At 40.4% G+C, this 21509-nt stretch carries 20 protein-coding genes and 1 pseudogene; 20 read left to right on the top strand and 1 reads right to left on the bottom strand.

All coding sequences use genetic code 11. The features are described 5' to 3' along the window. Nucleotides 1-12 precede the first annotated feature (12 nt). From COD92_RS19160 to COD92_RS33405, 19 genes and pseudogenes are all read left to right on the top strand, one after another. Entirely contained in the window at nucleotides 13-1083 is a 1071-nt protein-coding gene (locus tag COD92_RS19160) for a Gfo/Idh/MocA family protein (RefSeq protein WP_098996470.1), read from the top strand. Next, on the top strand, nucleotides 1084-2262 hold the full coding sequence (locus tag COD92_RS19155; RefSeq protein ID WP_098530962.1) for a Gfo/Idh/MocA family protein: 1179 nt from the start codon (nucleotides 1084-1086) through the stop codon (nucleotides 2260-2262). Beyond that, complete coding sequence (locus tag COD92_RS19150) at nucleotides 2259-3227, top strand: sugar phosphate isomerase/epimerase family protein (RefSeq protein ID WP_098530963.1); 969 nt, start codon at nucleotides 2259-2261, stop codon at nucleotides 3225-3227. The genes COD92_RS19155 and COD92_RS19150 overlap by 4 nt, the downstream gene beginning before the upstream one ends. 608 nt (nucleotides 3228-3835) lie before the next feature. Continuing rightward, on the top strand, nucleotides 3836-4552 hold the full coding sequence (locus tag COD92_RS19145) for a FadR/GntR family transcriptional regulator (protein WP_098530964.1): 717 nt from the start codon (nucleotides 3836-3838) through the stop codon (nucleotides 4550-4552). Between the two features lie 734 nt (nucleotides 4553-5286). Beyond that, the gene (locus COD92_RS19140) at nucleotides 5287-6027 is read left to right on the top strand and encodes a FadR/GntR family transcriptional regulator (protein WP_098530965.1); all 741 of its coding nucleotides are present in this window, start codon (nucleotides 5287-5289) and stop codon (nucleotides 6025-6027) included. Nucleotides 6028-6055: 28 nt separating this feature from the next. Then, nucleotides 6056-6790: a cysteine hydrolase family protein gene (locus COD92_RS19135; RefSeq protein ID WP_098996469.1), complete on the top strand. Its 735-nt coding sequence runs from the start codon at nucleotides 6056-6058 to the stop codon at nucleotides 6788-6790. Between the two features lie 55 nt (nucleotides 6791-6845). Continuing rightward, complete coding sequence (locus tag COD92_RS19130; RefSeq protein ID WP_098532433.1) at nucleotides 6846-7388, top strand: type 1 glutamine amidotransferase domain-containing protein; 543 nt, start codon at nucleotides 6846-6848, stop codon at nucleotides 7386-7388. A gap of 175 nt (nucleotides 7389-7563) precedes the next feature. Continuing rightward, nucleotides 7564-9228, top strand: coding sequence for a GMC family oxidoreductase (locus COD92_RS19125; RefSeq protein ID WP_098532428.1), 1665 nt, complete (start codon nucleotides 7564-7566; stop codon nucleotides 9226-9228). A 172-nt stretch (nucleotides 9229-9400) separates the two neighbouring features. Then, on the top strand, nucleotides 9401-10105 hold the full coding sequence (locus COD92_RS19120) for a gluconate 2-dehydrogenase subunit 3 family protein (RefSeq protein WP_098532429.1): 705 nt from the start codon (nucleotides 9401-9403) through the stop codon (nucleotides 10103-10105). A gap of 2 nt (nucleotides 10106-10107) precedes the next feature. Continuing rightward, nucleotides 10108-11241, top strand: coding sequence for a mandelate racemase/muconate lactonizing enzyme family protein (locus COD92_RS19115; protein ID WP_098532430.1), 1134 nt, complete (start codon nucleotides 10108-10110; stop codon nucleotides 11239-11241). Between the two features lie 56 nt (nucleotides 11242-11297). Further along, nucleotides 11298-12065 carry an N-acyl homoserine lactonase family protein gene (locus COD92_RS19110; protein ID WP_098532431.1) on the top strand — a complete coding sequence of 256 codons (768 nt, stop codon included), beginning with the start codon at nucleotides 11298-11300 and terminating at the stop codon, nucleotides 12063-12065. A 116-nt stretch (nucleotides 12066-12181) separates the two neighbouring features. Beyond that, nucleotides 12182-12613 (top strand): GlcG/HbpS family heme-binding protein, encoded by a 432-nt coding sequence (locus COD92_RS19105; RefSeq protein WP_098532432.1) that lies wholly within the window; start codon nucleotides 12182-12184, stop codon nucleotides 12611-12613. A 55-nt stretch (nucleotides 12614-12668) separates the two neighbouring features. Next, the gene (locus tag COD92_RS19100) at nucleotides 12669-13403 is read left to right on the top strand and encodes a cysteine hydrolase family protein (RefSeq protein ID WP_098996468.1); all 735 of its coding nucleotides are present in this window, start codon (nucleotides 12669-12671) and stop codon (nucleotides 13401-13403) included. Nucleotides 13404-13780: 377 nt separating this feature from the next. Further along, the gene (locus COD92_RS19095; RefSeq protein WP_098530967.1) at nucleotides 13781-15307 is read left to right on the top strand and encodes a sugar ABC transporter ATP-binding protein; all 1527 of its coding nucleotides are present in this window, start codon (nucleotides 13781-13783) and stop codon (nucleotides 15305-15307) included. Further along, nucleotides 15307-16299, top strand: a complete 993-nt coding sequence (locus tag COD92_RS19090) for an ABC transporter permease (protein WP_098530968.1) — start codon at nucleotides 15307-15309, stop codon at nucleotides 16297-16299. The genes COD92_RS19095 and COD92_RS19090 overlap by 1 nt, the downstream gene beginning before the upstream one ends. A gap of 37 nt (nucleotides 16300-16336) precedes the next feature. Next, complete coding sequence (locus COD92_RS19085) at nucleotides 16337-17338, top strand: ABC transporter permease (RefSeq protein ID WP_098530969.1); 1002 nt, start codon at nucleotides 16337-16339, stop codon at nucleotides 17336-17338. Between the two features lie 97 nt (nucleotides 17339-17435). Next, nucleotides 17436-18551 carry a sugar ABC transporter substrate-binding protein gene (locus COD92_RS19080; protein WP_098530970.1) on the top strand — a complete coding sequence of 372 codons (1116 nt, stop codon included), beginning with the start codon at nucleotides 17436-17438 and terminating at the stop codon, nucleotides 18549-18551. Nucleotides 18552-19117: 566 nt separating this feature from the next. Then, nucleotides 19118-19453, top strand: a complete 336-nt coding sequence (locus COD92_RS19075; RefSeq protein WP_255286672.1) for a spore germination protein — start codon at nucleotides 19118-19120, stop codon at nucleotides 19451-19453. Continuing rightward, a pseudogene (locus tag COD92_RS33405) lies at nucleotides 19413-19720 on the top strand (GerAB/ArcD/ProY family transporter). Before COD92_RS19075 ends, COD92_RS33405 begins: the two are co-directional and overlap by 41 nt. A gap of 93 nt (nucleotides 19721-19813) precedes the next feature. Here COD92_RS33405 and COD92_RS33620 read toward each other — a convergent pair. Then, nucleotides 19814-20017 carry a YczF family membrane protein gene (locus tag COD92_RS33620; RefSeq protein WP_098530972.1) on the bottom strand — a complete coding sequence of 68 codons (204 nt, stop codon included), beginning with the start codon at nucleotides 20015-20017 and terminating at the stop codon, nucleotides 19814-19816. 273 nt (nucleotides 20018-20290) lie between these two features. Here COD92_RS33620 and COD92_RS19065 point away from each other — a divergent pair, with 273 nt between their 5' ends. Next, nucleotides 20291-21298 carry a LacI family DNA-binding transcriptional regulator gene (locus COD92_RS19065; protein WP_098530973.1) on the top strand — a complete coding sequence of 336 codons (1008 nt, stop codon included), beginning with the start codon at nucleotides 20291-20293 and terminating at the stop codon, nucleotides 21296-21298. Nucleotides 21299-21509: the final 211 nt, after the last annotated feature.

Genomic DNA, 21509 nt, shown 5'->3' with positions numbered 1-21509 from the left:
TAGGAGGAAATTATGACAAATTCATTACGTATTATTCAAGTTGGTCTTGGCGGCTGGGGATGGAGCTGGACTCAAGTGGTATTGGACTCACCTCATTGGGAATTGGCCGCGGTGGTCGATATTAATCAGGAACTGTTGAATAAAGCATGTCAGTATTATCAAATTAACCCGAACACAGCATTTAATAGTTTATCAGAAGCCGTTAAAGAAGTTGAGGCAGATGCCGTATTAATCCTGGTTCCGCCTGATTATCATGCAAATATCGCCTTGGAGGCATTTGAACATGGACTTCATTGTATAGTAGAAAAACCTTTAGCGGGTACTTTGGAAGATTGCAAGAAAATCGTAGAAGCAGCAGAGCGCAGCGGATGTAATATTATGGTTAGCCAAAATTACCGTTTTAAAAGAGCACCTCAAACAGTCAAAAAGGTAATTGAACAAAATGTGATTGGTGAGTTGGGGAGCGTTTATATTAACTTTCAAAAATCACCTGATTTTACAGGATTTAGAACTGAAATGGACGAACCTTTGATTATTGACATGGCTATTCACCATTTTGATCAAATTAGAGGAATTCTTGGTCTTGAGCCCGTTTCCGTAAAAGCGCATTCATGGAATCCTACATGGAGCTCGTTTAAGGGAAATGCGGTTGCTTCAGTGGTTTTTGAAATGTCTAACGGTGCAGTCGTTTCTTATACAGGAAGCTGGGTTTCACGTGGATGGGAAACAACCTGGGATGGAGATTGGCGCATACAAGGTGAAGAAGGAGAAATTTTTTGGGCCAATAATGAGGTCACAGTAACACCTCATGACGTCTTTAAATCTGTATTTATGCAAGGTGCAGTTGAAAAAAATGGAAAATTAGAAGTAGATTTAGTAGATTTACAGTTGGAAGAGCGCTTGGCAAGCTTACAAGAGTTTGCTGAATCCATTCATGAAAACAGAGAACCTGAAACATCTGGAAGAGATAATTTGAATAGCTTGGCCATGGTTTTAGGAGCTGTTCAGTCAACAAAAACAGGAGAAAAGGTTTATATCGAAGATGTACTGGCAGCTGAAAAGCGAGAGGAGATCACACAATAAATGGAAAAGATAAAGGTTGGAATCATCGGAACAGGTTTTATTGGACCAACCCACATTGAGGCGATCAGAAGACTGGGATTTGTAGAAGTAGTTGCATTAGCGGAAACCAGTCAGGAAGCAGCAGAAAAAAAAGCTGCCGAACTCGGGATTCCAAAAGCCTATGGCAATTATCGTGAAATGCTACAAGACCGCGATATCCATGTCGTGCACAATTGCACGCCAAATCACCTGCATTTTGCCATTAATAAAGAGATTATTTTGGCAGGTAAGCATGTCATCTCTGAAAAACCGCTGGCGATGAATAGTGAAGAATCGGCAGAATTACTAGAACTAGCAGAAAAACACGGTGTTGTCCATGGGGTGAACTTTAATTACAGACAGCATGCCAGTGTACAAAACTTACACGCAATGGTTGTAAACGGTGACCTTGGAAAAGTGAACTTGGTTCATGGAAGCTATCTGCAAGATTGGTTATTGTTTGAAACAGATTTCAACTGGCGTCTCGCCCCAGAAGTAGGCGGGAAATCTCGAGCAGTTGCCGATATTGGCTCCCATTGGTGCGATACAGTACAATATGTAACAGGAAAGCGAATTGTGGAAGTTTTCGCTGATTTAGCAACGGTTGTTCCTGTCAGAAAGAAAGCCAAAAATACAATTGCTACGTTTAGTGCACAGAATATAGAGGAACAAGAGTATGAAGATGTTTCAATCAATACAGAAGATTATGCTTCCGTTCTTGTCCGTTTTGAAGATGGGTCCAGAGGAGTATTTACGGTATCCCAGGTAAGTGCTGGACGGAAAAATAGATTAAGCTTTGAAATCAATGGCAGTCAAAGCTCTGTTTTCTGGAATCAAGAGGAGCCAGAAAAGCTATGGATCGGACACAGGGATCGGGCAAATGAGATTCTGCTAGCAGATCCTTCCCTGTTTACTCCAGAAGCAAGGTCTGCAATCCACCACCCTGGCGGCCATAATGAAGGCTGGCCGGATGCATTGAAAAATATGATGTTGAATTTCTATTCATTTGTTCGTGATGGCAAGAGCTTGAAAACAGACAAACCTAATTTTGCTACATTTGAAGATGGCCACATTTCCATGTGTATTACCGATGCTATCTTGGAAAGTAACCAGCAGCAGAAATGGGTGAAGGTTCAAGCTGGTAAGGAGGTACTTATATGAAGCTAGGAGTTTTCACGGTCTTATATCAAAATCTTCCGTTCGAAGCCATGCTCGATAAATTAGCTGAGATGGGTGTAGAAGCAGTGGAATTGGGGACAGGGAATTATCCCGGGAACCATCACTGCAATCCGGATGAATTATTGGAGTCACCGGAAAAAGCCAGAGGTTTCTTACAGGCAATAGAAAGCAGAGGGTTAACGATTAGTGGTTTAAGCTGCCACGGAAATCCGCTGCATCCCGATAAAAAGTTTGCTAACGGATCTCATGAGGTTTGGAGAAAAACGGTTTTGTTGGCGGAACGTTTAGGGGTACCGGTTGTGAATGGTTTTTCTGGCTGCCCTGGTGACCATGCGGGTGCTAAAAATCCAAACTGGGTTACATGTTCATGGCCGCCTGAATATTTGGATGTGCTGAATTATCAATGGAACCAAGTGGTTATTCCATACTGGAAGGAAGAAGCTCAATATGCCAAGTCACATGGTTTAAATGTAGCTTTTGAAATGCATCCAGGCTTTATAGTCTATAATCCTGAAACACTATTAAAATTAAGAGAATACGCTGGGGAAAATATAGGCGCCAATTTCGACCCTAGCCACCTTGTTTGGCAGGGAATAGATCCTGTTGAAGCAATTAAGAAATTAGGCCGGGAAAATGCCATCTTCCATTTCCATGCAAAGGATACTTATTTAGATCAAGCCAATATCAAAATTAATGGTGTCCTAGATACAAAACATTATAGCGATATCCTTGAGCGTTCATGGTCATTCCGTTCAGTAGGGTATGGACATGATGGAAAAGTGTGGAAGGATATGGTTAGTGCACTCCGTTCTGTCGGATATGATTATGTTCTTTCGATTGAACATGAAGACATGCTTGCATCCAACGATGAGGGGCTAAGTAAAGCTATCTCTCTACTAAAGGACATCCTGTTTAAAGAGCAGTTAACGGATATGTGGTGGGCTTAAATAAAACGGTTACGAAGCAAATGTGTAACAACTGACCTCGGCATTAAACCAAGGTCAGTTGTTTTTTCAGGCGAGAATGCTATGAAATAGATAGAAAATCTGGAGATTCAAGCAAATGCCAAAATAAATATAAGAAAATAAAGGATAGATGAACGCTGTTAAGTGTCTTATTTATCCTTTTTTTCTGTGAAAATAAATAATCTTTGTCCCCCAGAAATAGAATACACTGATAAAAATAATATCAACATATCCCTTAATTCATCAATTCAAAGTCAAATAATCACCTCCATATTAAATTCAATTCTAATTAAATGATAAACAGTAAGTGAAAGATACATTTTTTGTCCTCAGCAAATCATATAATAATTCAAAATTTTAGTTGTTAAATATTTTCGAATTATTAATTTTTTCTTTGACAGATCGTTTTTCGTGTTTTAGTCTGTTATTAGATATCAGACAACCTACAACAGACATCTAACTTTTAACGTTAACAAGATTAAAAGAGAAATTTTAAAATCACTTTAAACTTTTAATTATTTGTTATTAAATTACCTAAATTGTTGTGTGAAAAAGGAATTACAACGATAGAAAATTTTGGAGGTGTCATAATGGATACATCTATTCAACCTATAAAAAGAACAAAAGTTTCCCTCGCCGTCGCAGCCAAGCTTCAGGAGATGCTGCAAGGTGGAGAGTATAAGGTAGGGGATAAACTTCCTACGGAAAAAGTGCTTTCTGAACGCTTTGGTGTCAGCCGGAGCTCCATACGAGAAGCAATGAAGAGTCTTGAAGCTGAAGGATTTGTTCGTGTAGTACATGGTGTAGGATCATTTGTAACTAGTAGTAGTGGCAGGGAAACAATTAATTCGAGTTTGGCATCGCTTCTTGTCATAGAGGGTACCACAGTACCAGAATTGTTCGAGGCAAGACTGGTTTTAGAAAGTGAAATTGCGTTTCGGGCTGCTGAGAGAGTCACTCCTTCTTCCGCGAATGAATTAAGGAGAATTCTAGAACAACTCGATGACAATACATTATCAGATGAAGCCTATGTTGAATTAGATGTCGCTCTCCATATTGAAATTGCAAAAGCGACAAAAAACAAAATTTTCATCAGTATAATGGAAAATCTTAAGGATGTATTGATTGAATATTCATTGCGAACGATCAAGCTTTCTGGACGAAGAGAAAGGGCGAATGAGGGTCATCGGATTTTGGTCGAAGCGATCTTAGCTGGTAAACCTTCAGCAGCACGTAAGGCTGCTAGAGCACATGTGGAAGCGGTAGAATTAGAAATAATTGATCTCTTTAAGAGAGAAAATGTGTGACTACCAGTCATGACGGCTAGTTAGAATGAAATGTCTAGCAAAATGTTAAGGCAAGAGTACAAACTTCGCTAAGCAAAAAGGACCGGGCTATGCCCGGTTTTTTTATGTTCAATTCATTAAAAGTGACTTTCAAAAAATTCAATCGAGTTTAGTGAAATATTTAGCAAAAATACTAAGATCTTTAAAGACCGCAAGATAGCTGAGTAATTAACTCAATATTGTTAATTGTTTGATAGTTATCATGTAAGTAACATATGAGACAAGGAATTTTCACTAACTATCAAATTACCCATGATATTAGGATACTAAAAAAACAATTTTAAATGGGGAAAATTGCACTATTTCAGATTTTCCAATTTTTATTACTAGACATTAAATAATTCTAAAATATTAATTTACAAAATATTTAGATTTTTTTATTTTTTTCGTTGACAGACCCATCCATCCTGGGTTAATCTGTTATTAGATATCAGACAACCTACAACAGACAACAGACAACAGATAACCGACAACGAAACATCACCACAGATCATCTACAGCAAATTGCCTGCAACAGAGAACCTACATCACATTATCTACTACTGCTACCTACTTATTGATTATTGAAAGATTTAAGAGTTAGAGAATATTTTGAAAGCGAATACATTAAAACACTTAAATTTTTTTAATGATAATTTTCTTAATATTATCTAAATTGCCAAAATAAAAACGACAGAAAATAAAGGAGGTGTGATATGGCATCATACATTCAACCTATTAAAAGATCAAAAGTTTCCCTTGATGTAGCTGCTAAGCTTCAAGAGATACTGCAAAGCGGAGAGTATAAGGTAGGGGATAAACTGCCTCCAGAAAAAGTGCTTGCGGAACGGTTCGGTGTTAGCCGGAGCTCTATACGAGAAGCGCTTAAGAGTCTTGAAGCTGAAGGGTCTGTTCGTATAGTTCATGGTGTAGGCACCATTGTTAGCAGCGGGCGGGAAACCATTAGTTCGAGCTTGGCATCCCTTCTGGTGATAGAGGGAACCACAGTGCCAGAATTGTTTGAGGCAAGGCTTGTCCTAGAAAGCGAAACCGCTTTTCGAGCTGCAGAGAGAATTACCACCAGTTCTGCCAATGGGTTAATCCATATTCTAGAACAACTTAAAGATAATAGATTATCGGATGAAGCCTTTGTTGAATTAGATGTCGCTCTACATATTGAAATAGCAAGAGCGACTAAAAACAAAATCTTTATCAATATAATGGAAAATCTTAAAGATGTACTGATTGAATATTCTTTACGAACGATCAAGCTTCCTGGGAGAAGAGAAAAGGCTAATGAGGGCCATCGAATTTTGACCGAAGCCATCTTAGCTCGTAAACCTTCTGCAGCTCGTAAGGCGGCTAAAGACCATGTGGAGGCAGTAGAGTTTGAAATAGCAGAGCTCTTTAAAGGGGGTGAAGGACATGTAACCGCCAGTCATGACCTAATAAAATAAAATTCAAAAATATGAGGAGGAATTCGAAATGTCTTTAAAATTCACATACGAAAATATTGATAAGGTAATTGATAGAAGTTCCATGATTGCAAAGGAGATTGATCCGAAGAAAATAACACTGCTTGTATTGGATATGCAGCCGATGTGTAACGATCCGGAAGGTGCGTTATATATTCCAAGTGTGGGAGGCGCTCCTAGCGGTCAAGACGTTATTGCACCGGTTGAAAAAGTCCTTGAACGTTTCCGTCAGGAAGGCAGCCAAATCGTATTTTCACAGTGGGGACTTCGTCCTGATGGGCATGACAAAGGAATCTGTGCTTTAAAATGGCCAGCATTAAACTGTGGAACGCCTGAGTCACCAGCAAGCTGGGGCAATCCTCAGACGGACAGTTTTTCCGGTACGCTTGAACCAAGGGAAGGAGAACCGGTTGTAAGAAGAAGCCGTTTCAGCGCCTTTCAAAGTACTGCACTAGGGGAATTCATGAGAGAAAATGGCTCGGATACTCTTGTAATTGCTGGTATCTCAACTGCTAACTGCGTCATTACGACTACAATCGACGCATGGAATCAAAATTATAAGGTAGTCGTGCTTGCAGACTGTGCGGCTGCAGTACCTAGCTTCCATACTGATGATACACCACTAGGATATGGACAACATTGGGAATTTTTAAGAAATATCCAAATGAACTACGGGGACGTTATTACGAGTTACGAACTTTTCGAAAGAGTGGAAGCAGCAAAGAAGAACTTACAGCAAGCTTAATATAAAAGATTGATAGATTGTACTACTAGAGGAATTAATGGAGGGAGAAATCGAAATGAAATTACAAGGTAAGAAAGTCGCATTACTCATCGAAGACGATTATCAGGAAATGGAAGCCTGGTATCCAGTATATCGATTGCAAGAGGAGGGGGCAACGGTTGTAGTTGTTGGCTCTGGAACAAAATCAACTTATCATAGTAAGCTTGGTTATCCAATGGATGCTGACAAATCAGCAGATGAAGTGAATTTTGATGAGTTTGACGCTGTAATCGTTCCTGGTGGGTTTGCCCCAGATCATATGCGACTTCATAAATCAATGGTTGATTTGGTCAGAGGAGCATACGAGTCTGGAAAACTAACAGCAGCTATTTGCCACGGTGGATGGATGCTAGTTTCTGCGGGTGCAGTACGCGGGCGGAAAGCGACGGGATACCTGCCAATTCGCGATGATGTAGTTAACGCTGGAGGCGAGTGGGTAGATGCTGAGGTAGTGTGTGATGGGAACGTAATTACGGCCAGAACACCTGTCGATTTACCAGCCTTCGCCCGTGAAATCGTTGGATACTTAGAACGTGTGTCTGTAGCAAGTGAAGTTTAATCGGTGCGGACGAATTATTATGAGGGATTAATAGTATTGAAAGAAAACTATCATTCTATTGATCCTAATATAATATTTGACAAAGAAAAAAATATACTCCACAAAATGGATGGACAAATAGTTAAAGCCATCCATTTTGCGGAAGGAAACCCGCTAGAAAGGGGAAGACAACTATATGACGTATATTAAGAAGCCAGATCAGGTCGATGTGTGTATCGTAGGGGCAGGTGCCACTGGTGGAACCACCGCAAAAGTGCTTTCAGAAGCAGGATTAAAGGTCGTCGTGTTAGAGAAAGGTCCTCGTATGAAGATAGAAAACTTTTCGGGTGATGAACTTAAATATCTTAACCGAAACTATCTTTGGCCGGACCCGAAGATTAGCCCAAGGACCGTTAGAGCTGATGAAAATGATAAAGCAAGGACGTTCCAGTTTTCACCTACTCCGCAGATGGTAGGCGGTGGTACGGTTCACTGGGCAGGTTGGGTCCCTCGTCCATTAGAACAAGACTTTCAGATGCACACTCTACATGGTGATGTTGAAGGTGCAGATCTGGCGGATTGGCCTATTACTTATGATGACCTTGAGCCCTATCTTACTAAGGTTGAGTGGGAGTTTGGTGTATCTGGACTTGCAGAAGCAAACAAGTATGAACCAAGACGGAGTAAAGGGTACCCTACACCGCCTTTGCCACCTACCAAGTTTGGGAAGAAATTTTACGAGGGTGCTGAGAAGCTAGGGGTAAATGCGTTTCCTATTCCACATGCTTCAATTTCGAAGCCATATCGGGGAAGAACTCCAGCAAACTTCACGGGATTTTGGAATCAGTACGGTGATCCGGGAACCACACGTTCAAGCACGCTAACTAGCTTTATACCTGAAGCTTTAGCTACAGGAAATTGCGAATTGCGAACAGGTTGTATGATTCGTGAGATAACCGTAAATAAAGAGGGTCATGCTAAGGGAGTAATCTACATCGATTCAGATGGTCACGAGGTTGAACAGGAGGCTAACATCGTTATTTTATGTCCTGGAGCTATAGAATCATCGAGGTTGTTACTTATGTCGAAGTCTAACTTATTCCCAGACGGCTTGGCGAATAGCAGTGGACTGGTTGGAAAGTACGCAACATTCCATGAATACGCGTTCGCAACAGGCATTTTTGACAAGGATTTCCATGATCCTCTTCACGGTTTTGCTGGCCACTACATCAGCGCAGGCTCGATGCAGTTCTACGAGACTGATGAGAAAAGGGGATACATCGGCGGTTGTATTACCTCTTCTTCACAAGTTGGACACCCTATAAACTGGGTTTGTCCTGACAGACCAGAGTGGGGGATAGCCATGAAGGATGCTGATCGCGACTTCTACAACCACTCAATGAAAATTGGTATTATCCTTCAAGATCTGCCTCAAGAATCTAACAAAGTGGACCTTGATCCCGATGTCAAGGATGCCTGGGGTTTACCTGTTGCGAGAATCACATATAAACCACACGCGAACGACATTGACATGGCGAAGTGGATGATAAACAAAAACGTTGAAATCCTCGAGGCAGCTGGAGCGACGAAGACCATCAAGGTAATTCCCGAAAATGAATTAACCGGTAATACCTGTCACCAACATGGTACTGCTAGAATGGGTAACGATCCATCTAAGAGTGTTTTGAACAAGTGGTGCCAGGCACACGATGTTGATAACCTCTACATACTAGATGGAAGTAGTTTCCCTACATCCTTAGGGGTTAATCCTACACTAACAATGATGGCTAATGCTTGGAGGGTCTGTGATTATATCGCTGAAGTTCATGCCAAGGGACGTCAAGCACAATATGTCGAATAACAAGTGCAGTGGGGTATTTAAGAAGTAAATTATATTTTATGTATAGATTTAACATATTAAAGTGCCTTGTTAGTAACTTATAGTCAGGGTTATCCAATATAAATATATCAAAAAATGGCTTTAAAGTGAAGTAATCTCCCGGAGCTATTTTACCAAAAGGAGGGTGTTTCTTATGACAAGCAAAGCAGATTGGCCGGTTATAAATTCTCCAGTAGATCAAGAGTCAGACACTCGCTTATTTTTTTCCCAACATGAGTGGGAAACAATCGAAGAGGCGACAGCTCGGATTATACCAACAGATCATGATCCTGGAGCCCGAGAGGCTGGCGTTGTTCGATTTATAGACCGTTACCTTTCGAGTATAGACTACATTTATGCGTCAGCAGACGGTAGAGGATTTCTGAAGATTGCAGGCAAAGAGGTAGAAGCTTGGCGAGAACGTATGGCAGATATGCAGGAGACCTATCGTCAGGGGATCCAAAAGCTAGACGAAATCTCGCATAAGAAGTACGGTTCTACTTTTAAGAATTCAAGTGAAGAACAGCAGGATGGAGTTCTGGTTGAGCTTTCAGGAAGGCCGAAGCCGGAACATATGAAATTTGATACTTCGGGTGAGCATAATACTTTTCTCCAAGGTACGTTTGACGAGGGATTAGACTTCTTCAGTGCTTTGGTTCTGCACACTCGTCAAGGATACTATTGCGACCCGGTATACGGGGGTAACAAGGATTACGTTGGTTGGAAAGTGATCGGCTTCCCTGGACCTAAATCATTGGCTGATACCAATACCTTAAAATACAACGTTAAAGAGTATTACGTAGAAGATTATGATTGGGCTGATTTAATCCCTCATCTTAAGGAAAGGAAAGGGGAATAGAAATGAAGATTACTAATGTAAGGGCATTCCCGCTAGGTGTAAAGCTTGATCAGCCTCTACGTTGGGGAGCCATGGAAGTCAACGTAAAGGGAGGTATTATTGTACAGGTCTCCACCGATGAGGGTTTATACGGAATAGGGGAGGCGGGGTTCTCGGCAGAGTACTTTTCGACAGTCGGCCCCATCATCAATGAGAGACTTGCCCCCCTACTTATCGGTGAGGATCCTACACAAATCGCTATGCTTTGGGAGCGAATGTTTAGTGCCACCCATATGTGGGGACGACGTGGTATTGAGACTTATGCCTTAAGTGGTGTTGATATTGCACTATGGGATCTGTTCGGTAAGATCACCAATCAGCCTATTTATAAGCTCCTAGGGGCGGCCAAAACGAAAGTGAGAGCTTACTTTGCACCGAGTCTGAAAGGACCTGAGGAAATCGTGCCGGAGTGTGTGAAAGCGGTTGAGGATGGCTATACGGCATTGAAGTTAAGGGTTGGACTAGGATTGGAGACCGACGAGGCTATTGTATCTGGAGTGCGGAAGGCGGTAGGAGATAAGGTGGATCTGATGGTGGACGCTAACATGGCGTATGATCGGAGGACTGCTCTCAGGATGGCTCGTGTGTTTGAGGAACTTGGCGTCGTTTGGCTAGAGGAGCCGATCAGGTCCAGAAGCTTAAGTCAATACATCCACGAACATCGCTGGTTATCCGAACGCGTCAATATGCAGTTATCTGGTGGCGAATCCATGCTCTCTCGTTACGAATATATAGACCTTCTCGAGCCAAAAGCGTTCGACGTGCTCCAACCTGACTGTGTGAGCGTTGGCGGCATCTCTGAGGCTAAGCGTGTAGCTGACATGGCCAGTGCTTGGAACATTACCTGCGTCCCTCATATTGCCTGTTCGTCCGGAATGGGTGTCGGCTTAGCTGCGGGTCTGCATCTGATTTTGTCATGCCCTAATGCCCCATTGATCGAGTATGATGCCTATGGTGGCCCTGGTTGGGAAGGAATGCTGAAAGAACCTATACTCTTGAAAGACGGTTACGTCAGCGCGCCTGAAGGACCGGGTTTGGGTATAGAGCTAGCAGCAGACGCGGAGGAGAGGTATAGACTTTACGAACTCGCTCGTTAGTCATTGACGACGGTTGAAAAAGTGCAGCAAAACATCAGAAAGGGTGAACTAAGTTTATGTACACCGTCAACATCTTGAACAATGGGGAGTGGGTCGCACCGGGTACCGTCATTTATCTGCACGCTTTCGGTCGACACGATCCGGTCAAGATCGTGCAAAACTTCTATCTTGTAAGAGGCAGAGGACATACCATTCTTATCGATACCGGGATAGATAACTTAGAAGACTATTTGACCGAAGAACAGGAGAGGTCCTTCGTTTCCGCTCCAAGTCGAACAACGGAGGAGCTGCTGAGAGATGCAGGTGTGGCGCTCGAGGACGTAGATATGTTAATACTAACGCACTTACATTTTGACCACTATATAAATGCTCGCCTCTTCCCGAATGCTCGAATCATCATCAACCGTCGCGAGTGGCACTATAATCTAAGTCCTGAAAATAAGCGCTACGCTCCCCAGGTGGGCTTCCCGCGTGAAGTGTTCGGCTGGCTGGTGGACGAGGCGTGGGAACGCCTTCAGTTAGTAGAGGGTGAAGCAGAGGTATTACCGGGTATCCGAGTCATCTGGACCGGCGGCCACAGCCCCGGCCACCAAATAGTGACTGTAGAGACCACGCAGGGTACCGTCATTATTCCCGGTGATGAGATCTACATGTACGAAAACCTGGAAGCAAATATCCCCATTGGTTACTATTACAGCTTCGAAAATGTAGTAGCCGCAATGGATCTGATACGCGGGATGGAGGCTATCGTACTGCCTGCCCACGATCCTAAAGTGCATGAACGTTACCCGTCCTTGCAGATAGGGAACCAAAGAGTACCATGACTGCTCGAAAATAAAGAGAAGTTGGATTAACGGAACTTTTTAATTCGTAAATAAATGTATCAATTATATATTCTATTAAATTATTAAAATTTACAAAATGAAGGGATTGAAAAAAAATGGCTGTATTATCTATACCGAAAAAAGCGGTTTTGCCGCAAGAGTTGGTTCTTAAAATGTTCGATTTGGCTATTAGTAAGGCTAAAGAGTTGGGAATAAAACAAAACATTGCCATTGTTGATGACGGCGGGAACTTATCCGGATTTATTAAAATGGATGGTGCGAATATTCTTCCAGCTCAAATCGCCCAAACGAAAGCTTATGCCGCACTTGGATTTGGAATGCCTACAGCTGATTGGTACGAAGCGATTAAAGATAATCCGGCAGTACTACAAGGACTATTGCAAGTTGACAAAATGACCATTTTAGGTGGAGGCCTACCCATTTTTCTTGAAGGCCAGCTGGTTGGCGGTATTGGTGTCTCTGGCGGTTCACCAGAGCAGGACGTTGAATGTGCACAAGCAGCACTTGAAGCGATCAAAGATCTTTAAGATTCGATTTGCTATATATTAATTGAAAAAAACCAAAATTTAAGGAGGAATTCGAATGTCTCTAAAATTCACATACGAAAATATTGATAAGGTAATTGATAGAAGTTCCATGATTGCAAAGGAGATTGATCCGAAGAAAACTACGTTGCTTGTATTGGATATGCAACCGATGTGTAACGATCCAGAAGGCGCGTTATATATTCCGAGTGTAGGTGGCGCTCCTAGCGGTCAAGACGTTATTGCACCGGTTGAAAAAGTCCTTGAACGTTTCCGTCAGGAAGGCAGCCAAATCGTATTTTCACAGTGGGGACTTCGTCCTGATGGGCATGACAAAGGAATCTGTGCTTTAAAATGGCCAGCATTAAACTGTGGAACTCCTGAGTCACCAGCAAGCTGGGGCAATCCTCAGACCGACAGTTTTTCCGGTACGCTTGAGCCAAGGGAAGGAGAACCGGTTGTAAGAAGAAGCCGTTTCAGCGCCTTCCAAAGTACGGCACTAGGGGAATTCATGAGAGAAAATGGCTCAGATACTCTTGTAATCGCTGGTATCTCAACTGCTAACTGCGTAATTACGACGACAATCGACGCATGGAATCAAAATTACAAGGTAGTCGTGCTTGCGGACTGTGCGGCAGCAGTGCCTAGCTTCCATACAGATGATACACCACAAGGCTATGGACAACATTGGGAATTTTTAAGAAATATCCAAATGAACTACGGAGACGTTATCACTAGTTACGAACTGTTCGGAAGAGTGGAAGCAGCAAAGAAGAACTTACAACAAGCTTAATATGAGAGCTAAATAAATCATAGAACTTACAAAAACGTACTCACGTCAAAGGTTTTATAATAGTAGACTCCCGCAAAGTGGGGCTGATGGATGAACATCCATTTTGCGGGTGGTGTAATAAAAAAGATTATAGAGGGTTGTATACTGCCAGCTACGTAAGTTCAAAGTAAGAAACCTTGCAAGAAGTTTACTATTTGTTTATCTAGTTGGAGAAAACCAAATGATTTTGAAATCGTTTACAATCTAGATCTCTGTAAAATTTTTTTCTATAATTTCTAGGTCTTTACTACTATTCACTTGCTAGTTATTTTACGAATTACAAACTAGCTTACTACTATCAATGCGTAAGTAGATTATATAGGAATGGAGGACAACAAATGGTAGTAGAAGATGATAGCGTGCTGATTTCGTTGACCGGAATCACAAAGGAATTCCCTGGTGTAAAGGCACTTGATAACGTTTCACTAGATGTACGAAAAGGAGAAGTTCTAGCCCTGGTAGGAGAAAATGGTGCTGGTAAGTCTACTTTAATTAAGATTTTATCTGGTTTATATCAGAAGGATAGTGGAGAAATCAAAGTTCTGGGGAAATCTGTAGAAATAAAGGATGCTAGACATGCTCAGGAACTTGGTATTAGTACAATATTTCAAGAACCCACACTAGCTCCTCATTTAACTGCAGTTGAGAATGTATATCTCGGACGAGAAATTTATAAATCTTATCTTGGCGGTGCAGTGAAGATTTTAGCTGAAAAAGAAATGTACCAAGAGACAGAAAAACTTTATCGAAACTTCTTTTCTACTATAGAAGATCTAAAAAAACCAGTAATGGAACTTGGTGCTCTGAAAAATCGGGTCATCGAGATTGCCAAGGCACTTTCAATTAGCGCTTCAGTTGTCATTATGGATGAACCAACCGCAGCTCTTGCGGAACACGAACGTGAAGTTTTATTTGATTTCATTCGGGCGCTTAAGGAACAAGGAGTATCCATTATTTACGTATCACATCATCTGAAAGAGTTATTCTTACTTGCTGATCGTTTTCATGTCATGCGTGACGGCAAGCATATCACAACAGTCAATTCTAATGAGACAAATATTGACCAGCTTGTTTCCATGATGGTAGGCCGTGAGATATCGAACTTTATTGCAAAGGAAACAGTTCCTACCGGTGAAGAAGTCTTACGTGTTACAGATTTAAACCAGCCAGGAACTTTGAAAAACATTAACTTCCATATTAAGGAAGGGGAAATTGTAGGGATTGCCGGGCTTGCTGGTTCAGGACGTACCGAAACCGTCCGGGCAGTAATTGGTGCTGACGAAATCAGTTCAGGCAGCATCCGAGTAAACGGTAAAGAAACTAGAATCCGAACCCCGCGTGATGCTATTCAGGCTGGGATTGGCCTGCTTCCGGAAAGCCGAAAATTGCACGGAGCTTTAATAGAAATGGATGTAAGTAAAAACATCACTCTTGCATCTATTAATCGTGTTCTTTCAGCAAAATTTATTTTAAAGAAAAAAGCAGAAATAGAAACAGCGGAAGATTATAAAAAACGTCTGGGCATTAAGACACCTACTGTACATCAAAAAGTTAGATTGTTAAGTGGTGGAAACCAGCAAAAAGTAATATTAGCTAAGTGGCTTTTCTCTAAGCCGAAAGTGTTGATTTTTGACGAACCAACTATCGGTATTGATGTAGGTGCAAAGGTCGAAGTTTACAATTTAATGTCAGAGTTTGTAAAGAATAGCGGAGGCATTTTAATGGTCTCTTCTGATCTACCAGAGCTTTTAGGACTTTCCGACCGTATCTATGTTATGCATAAAGGTGAATTTGTAAAAGAGTTTTCTCGTGAAGAGGCTACAGAGGAGAACATTATGTACTACGCTTCAGGAGGACATAGGTGATGATTAATACTAAGATTGCAGAGAATTCTAGCAAAACGTCTAAAGATAAACAAAGTCTTCTCTCCTTTTTCAAACTGGATGGAGTTGGGGTATTCATTATTCTCATCCTATTGTCCCTGTTTTTGACAGTGATGATCCCAAGTTTTTTAACGTTTGATAATATATCTAACTTATTAGTGCAATCAATATTTATCATGATTATTGCTTTTGGAATGATGTTTGTGCTTTCAACGGGTGGTATCGATTTATCAGTGGGATCGGTTCTAGGACTCACTGGCGGGGTTACCGGCTGGCTGATGATGAGTGGTTTAAATATGTGGATTGCGATCTTGGGAGGATTAATTCTAGGATTCCTAATTGGTCTCATTAATGGAGTAATCATTACAAAACTAAAAATTTCAGCCTTTTTAGTAACCTTTGCCATGCTATATATAGCCCGGGGACTGTTAACTCTACTAACTAAAGAGGAACCAATTAGTAGTTTTGCTACTCCAGGATTTGTATTTCTTGCCCAGGGAGATGTGCTGGGAATTCCAATGCCATTCTTGATCACATTGGTCCTCTTTTTCTTACTGTATTTTCTTTTTAAATTTACTAAGTATGGACGTTTTATTATCGCAACAGGTTCCAATAAAGAAGCAGCGCGCCTATCGGGTGTGTCCACTGATCGAATCAATATAAGTGTTTATGCACTTTCGGGGTTACTGGCATCAGTAGCTGGTATCCTTCTGACCTCACGCCTAACGTCAGTACAGCCTTTAATGGGAAATGGATATGAATTATATGCTATAGCTGCAGCAGCCATCGGTGGTACAAGTATGTTTGGTGGTAAGGCAAGTATGGTTGGGGTAATGATGGGATCGCTGATTCTTGGACTTATTGCAAACGGCTTGGATCTTCTATTGGTAGATCAGTTTTATCGTTTAATCATCACTGGGATCATCATTATTATTGCAGTAGCTATTGAGCGTTATCTATCTAGAAAAAGCTAATTAAGCAATATAGACACTTCAGAGGAGGGGTACAAAATTGGATAATAAAGGTCTGGAAGTTATCCAAAAGCATCATTCTTATGGAGTCCCGCTGAAATTTGATCGATATCTCACGGGTATCTTCATAGTTCTCGCAGTAATTATGGTAGTTATGTCATTTGCCTCAGAGCATTTTTTAACCATTACAAATCTATTAAACGTTTTACAACAGGCTACCTTCATCATGATATTAGGATTTGGTATGACTTTTGTCCTTTCAACAGGTGGAATTGATTTGTCAGTTGGTTCCATTTGTGGGATATGTGGTGGCATGGTGGCATGGCTTCTTAATCAGGAGGTTAATGTTTTCATCGCCATTTCAGCTGCTTTACTCCTGGGTGTTTTAATAGGTGCTACAAATGGGATTATCATAACTAAATTAAATTTATCACCTTTTATGGCTACTTTAGCAATGATGATTATTATCAGAGGCGTCCTATATGTTTGGACTGGTTCCATTCCTTTTCGTTCATATATGACAGAAGGTTTTCAGTTTATTGGAAATGGCCGCATTTTGGGAGTGCAATTCCCAGTTATCGTAGCGGCCGCTTTACTAATCCTGCTCCTAGTTGTCTATCGGAAAATGAAATTTGGCCGGCATATTCTTGCTTTAGGCAGTAGTGAAGAGTCGGTTCGTATCTCCGGTATCAAAGTGGATAGGCTTCTCATTAAGGTGTATGCGCTTTCTGGATTAATCGCTGCTGTTGCAGGTATTCTGCTGGCTTCCCGCCTTACTACAGTTCAGCCTGAAATGGGCAGAGGCTACGAGTTAGAAGCCATTGCAGCCGCAATCATTGGAGGAACAGCTTTAAATGGAGGTAAAGGAACCTTAATTGGAACAGCAATTGGAGCCGTCATTTTATATCTGATTAAAAATGCTATGAATCTTCTGAATGTTGATCCGTTTTGGGAGACGATCGTGGTAGGTTTTATTATTCTACTGGCAGCCACAGTACCGGTTTTAACGGGTTACTTCAAAGGCAAATTAAAAAATTCTTAGACATGGAGATTTTAAAAAAAATAATTAAGCAGGGTGACTTAAAAATGTTAGCCTGTTCATGCAAAACTATTGATCTTAAATTTAAGGGGGTTAAATCATGTTAAAAAAAATCAAGTTAAGTATTCTACTTTTCTCTATTGTAGGATTGATATTGTCAGGTTGCAGTAATAGTCAAGAGACTTCGTCATCTCAAGGACAAAAATCTTCTGGAAACGTCTATCAATGGGGAGATAGCAATTTTGAAAAATTTGTGAAGGAACAAGCGCAAGGAAAGACACTTAAAATTGGATTTGCACCACCTGCTGCTTCTGAACATTATGATATTTTTATCCATAGTGCCTACACCATGATGAATGAAATTCATGATCGTTTTGGAGTTAATTTCGAGTTTGAAGTGGCTGCACCGGATGATTTTTCTTCCGTTGAGAGACAAGTGGCTACAATTGAAAACTGGACTTCACTAGGATTTGATGCAATATTAGTGTGTTCTGGAGGCGATTTTGATTCCATGAACGCCGTCTATGAAAAGGCACGTAAAAAGGGAACGGAGATTTATTTGTTTAATTATCCAGCAGAATTGTGGAATGAAAAGGATTTAAAAGCGACTGCAGCAATCACTTATAACAACGAGTTCCAATCAGGATACCAGGTTGGCAAATATGCCGCTGAGAAGTTGAAAGGAAAAGGAAATATTGTACTAATTTGGGGTGTACCTGGATACTGGGCTACTTCACGTAAAAAAGGTTTCGAAGAGGCAATTTCAGAATATCCAGGTATGAAAATTGTAGCAGAACAACGCGGTGATTATGTTCGAGATAAAGGGATGAGTGCAGCAGAGAACTTGTTACAATCCAATCCGAAAGTCGATTTAATCTATGGAGAGAATGAGGAAATGGCTTTAGGTGCGGTACAGGCAGTTAAATCACGCGGCTTAAAACTATGGGATGGTAAGAAAGGCATCATGGTTATTGGTGCAGACGGCCTTAATTCCGGTTTTGATTCCATTCGTCAAGGCGAACTGACTGCTACTGTTGATGTTGGTACTGTTGATATGGGCCGTGAACTAATTAAAAACGTTTTTATGCATCAAGTTCTTGGATACTCTATTGATAAGATTCAGAATGTGCCTACTGTAGTTGTTGATAAGAAAAATGTTGATATGAGGGCCGCTTATGTAAACTGGGCACTAGATACAAAGGAAAATTTTAAATAATAAAATTTATAATACAACTAAAATTAGTGTCCCAAGTAGCAATCTACTACTTGGGATATTTTTTTGAGGCACCGTCAGTTTTAAATAAGGATTTTGGTACACTTCCTTTCCTATATTAGCGGTTGCATCTCTCCTAGTCTCGATTTATATGTGGTCTAGGAGTTTTTGATTACCCAGGTAAAGATCCTTTGACATATTGAATACTTATGGAATGAAAAAGCCATTAGATTTTCTTCAAACCACTATCTATATTCATTAAACAATTCCCCCTCTTTTTCTAATCATTTTAACCCTGATTAAATGGAAAGGTTTGTACGTTCAATTTGTCCATCTGAAATAAATGAAGCTGTTTCAAATTTTAAAAGAATACAAAATCGAAGCAGCCATTTGGAGTAGTTTCATAGGTGTTTATTTGATAAAAAAAGGAAGCAAAAAAACATAGTATAGATAAAGAAATATCGAGGGAAAATGGTGGACTTTCCCTTCATCATCATCTAAAAGACAACCTCCAGCAGCTCAGGCAAGAGGTGGGAAACAGTCCTGATATTGTGATTCGGGAATTCGAGATGGGAAACCCGAAGGCGATAATTGCAGCAATCTATACATCTGGCTTAGCCGATCAGAATATGGTTAGTGAATTTGTTATGCGTTCCTTGATGATTGATTCTATTGATGAGACACACATAAACAGAATACCGGAAAAAAACATTTTTGATTTTATAAAAGATAATGCTTTGACCATCGGAGAAGTAAAAGTGGTTAAGGATTGGAATGGATTAATATTATCGATTTTGTCTGGTGATAAAGTGATCCTAGTTAACGGTTGGACACAAGCGATTGTCGGCGGTACACGAGGCGGATATGTACAGCCGGGCTACATTTCCTTTGTTTGTAACAATTAGTAAAGTTAACATCGCTGATTTTCTGCAACGTTTGGATCCGATTGTCATTCTTGCATTAATTATTGGCTTTTTTTTAAAATCTCGATCTATTGTTTTGCCGCAATCAATGTTGCGGCCCATTTATTCAAAATAGAGAAGCCCAATAAACTCGTATTACCAACAGGGATTATCATCCTTTTCCTTTCGATCCTCATTGCGATCAATGCGATCGAACATCTCGAAGAAGGGGCATTTATTATCCGTTACATATTGCCGATTTTTTGTTGATTTGATTCGGAAACGATTCAGTTAGCAACAAACTGATATCATAACTAAAAACCGAACAAGTAAAAATCATGCCTTCCTTGTGTCTCTCTTTTTTTAAAAAAAAGATAAAATGGGCGGAATGATCATGGTAAGTAGAAAGGCGAACGAAATGAGGTATTCAGGTAATGTCATAAAAGAGAAGGTTCTTTTATAATTACTCATGGCCAGGGAAACTTTTACTCCCATCAGGAGATCAATTAGGAAAGCAAATGCTATACTTAACCCAAAGAATAAGAAAAAGAGCAGGAATTTAGTCATTGTATAACTACCGCCTTTTACATGTTTTTTTAAAACATTGATAATGAAACCACCTTACCCTTAGTAGGGTCTAATCGCGAATTTTTTATACAATGCAGATGTTTATGTTGTGCAAGCCCAATTTTTATAGGCTGATTTACATTTAATTTCAGGTTGTTGGAGAAAAATGTTTTTAAATGATACCGTTTTATGGCTGATTTACGAAAATTATTGTAATTCTCAATGTAATCGATTACAATAAATGTAAACGAACATTGAAGGGGAAAGCAATACATGGTCAGAATTGCGGATGTTGCAAAAATGGCAAATGTTTCAACGGCCACAGTATCCCGAGTCATAAGTAATGCAGGGACTGTAAAAAAAGAAACAGCTGAAAAAGTTTTAGAAGCCATAAAAGAATTAAATTACCAGCCTAATATGCTGGCAAGACAATTAAGAAGATCTGAAACCAAAACAATTCTTGTGGTGGTTCCTGATATAACCAATACTTTCTTTTCTGCGGTGCTGCGCGGAATTGAATCCGTTGCCATCGAAAACGGATATCAAGTACTTCTAGGAGATGCGCGAAACGATGTCGAAAGCGAAACTAGTTTTTTAACGATATTAGGTCAGAAAAAAGCAGATGGGTTGATATTATTAACGGCAAGGACCGATCAAAAAATATTAGAAGATTTATCCCAGGATTACCCTGTAGTATTGGCGTGTGAATACTATGAGGGTTCCAAGCTGCCTACGGTCTCCATTGATAATGTTAGCAGTGCAAGAAAGGCAACCGAATATTTAATTAGCTTAAACCACAAGAGAATTGGACATATTTCCGGACCCTTGAATATTGTCGTTGGACGAGATCGATGTAGGGGGTTTCATCAAGCTATGGCGCAACACGGCCTGTCTGTGGATCCAAGTTTTGTACAGGAAGGCGAATTCTCTTTTGAAAGTGGATTTAATTTAATGATGAAATTTTTGTCACTAGAGAATCCTCCTACAGCCCTTTTTGCCGGTAATGATGAAATGGCTATGGGTGCCATTAAAGCCGCTAAATCTAAAGGTTTAAGAGTTCCAGAAGATTTATCTGTTGTTGGCTTTGATGATATTCAATTTGCATCAATTTTTGAACCTGCTCTAACAACCGTGGCACAACCAACGTTTGATATGGGTCAAAAAGCGATGCGTTTACTGTTAAAATTAATTAAAGATGAAGAAATAGAGAAAGATCAATTTATTCTTCCTGATAAACTCATTGTCCGTGAATCATGCAAAGAACTTACCATAGAAGAGTAGTTTAGCTTATTCCTGTTAGAATTAAAATAATGAAAAACAAAAGGGGAGTGAACTTAATAATGGTTCACTCCCTTTTTATCATTATTAGGGGACCAGCGATTCTATTGGTTCCAGAACAGTTTTTATCATTCTGATTAAAAAAGAATCGAGGAAGTTTTAAAAAAAATATTGAATTCTATACTGTAATCGATTACAATAAGGGTGTCGAAAA

Source organism: Bacillus sp. AFS037270, from assembly GCF_002585305.1.
Note: the sequence above shows the minus strand (reverse complement) of the source record. Positions and strands in the feature narration are given on the sequence as shown.

Excerpts from the sequence above, each read along its gene's own strand:
- COD92_RS19160 (WP_098996470.1), top strand. The coding sequence starts at position 13 with ATGACAAATTCATTACGTATTATTCAAGTTGGTCTTGGCGGCTGGGGA.
- COD92_RS19155 (WP_098530962.1), top strand. The coding sequence starts at position 1,084 with ATGGAAAAGATAAAGGTTGGAATCATCGGAACAGGTTTTATTGGACCA.
- COD92_RS19150 (WP_098530963.1), top strand. The coding sequence starts at position 2,259 with ATGAAGCTAGGAGTTTTCACGGTCTTATATCAAAATCTTCCGTTCGAA.
- COD92_RS19145 (WP_098530964.1), top strand. The coding sequence starts at position 3,836 with ATGGATACATCTATTCAACCTATAAAAAGAACAAAAGTTTCCCTCGCC.
- COD92_RS19140 (WP_098530965.1), top strand. The coding sequence starts at position 5,287 with ATGGCATCATACATTCAACCTATTAAAAGATCAAAAGTTTCCCTTGAT.
- COD92_RS19135 (WP_098996469.1), top strand. The coding sequence starts at position 6,056 with ATGTCTTTAAAATTCACATACGAAAATATTGATAAGGTAATTGATAGA.
- COD92_RS19130 (WP_098532433.1), top strand. The coding sequence starts at position 6,846 with ATGAAATTACAAGGTAAGAAAGTCGCATTACTCATCGAAGACGATTAT.
- COD92_RS19125 (WP_098532428.1), top strand. The coding sequence starts at position 7,564 with ATGACGTATATTAAGAAGCCAGATCAGGTCGATGTGTGTATCGTAGGG.
- COD92_RS19120 (WP_098532429.1), top strand. The coding sequence starts at position 9,401 with ATGACAAGCAAAGCAGATTGGCCGGTTATAAATTCTCCAGTAGATCAA.
- COD92_RS19115 (WP_098532430.1), top strand. The coding sequence starts at position 10,108 with ATGAAGATTACTAATGTAAGGGCATTCCCGCTAGGTGTAAAGCTTGAT.
- COD92_RS19110 (WP_098532431.1), top strand. The coding sequence starts at position 11,298 with ATGTACACCGTCAACATCTTGAACAATGGGGAGTGGGTCGCACCGGGT.
- COD92_RS19105 (WP_098532432.1), top strand. The coding sequence starts at position 12,182 with ATGGCTGTATTATCTATACCGAAAAAAGCGGTTTTGCCGCAAGAGTTG.
- COD92_RS19100 (WP_098996468.1), top strand. The coding sequence starts at position 12,669 with ATGTCTCTAAAATTCACATACGAAAATATTGATAAGGTAATTGATAGA.
- COD92_RS19095 (WP_098530967.1), top strand. The coding sequence starts at position 13,781 with ATGGTAGTAGAAGATGATAGCGTGCTGATTTCGTTGACCGGAATCACA.
- COD92_RS19090 (WP_098530968.1), top strand. The coding sequence starts at position 15,307 with ATGATTAATACTAAGATTGCAGAGAATTCTAGCAAAACGTCTAAAGAT.
- COD92_RS19080 (WP_098530970.1), top strand. The coding sequence starts at position 17,436 with ATGTTAAAAAAAATCAAGTTAAGTATTCTACTTTTCTCTATTGTAGGA.
- COD92_RS19075 (WP_255286672.1), top strand. The coding sequence starts at position 19,118 with ATGGGAAACCCGAAGGCGATAATTGCAGCAATCTATACATCTGGCTTA.
- COD92_RS33620 (WP_098530972.1), bottom strand. The coding sequence starts at position 20,017 with ATGACTAAATTCCTGCTCTTTTTCTTATTCTTTGGGTTAAGTATAGCA.
- COD92_RS19065 (WP_098530973.1), top strand. The coding sequence starts at position 20,291 with ATGGTCAGAATTGCGGATGTTGCAAAAATGGCAAATGTTTCAACGGCC.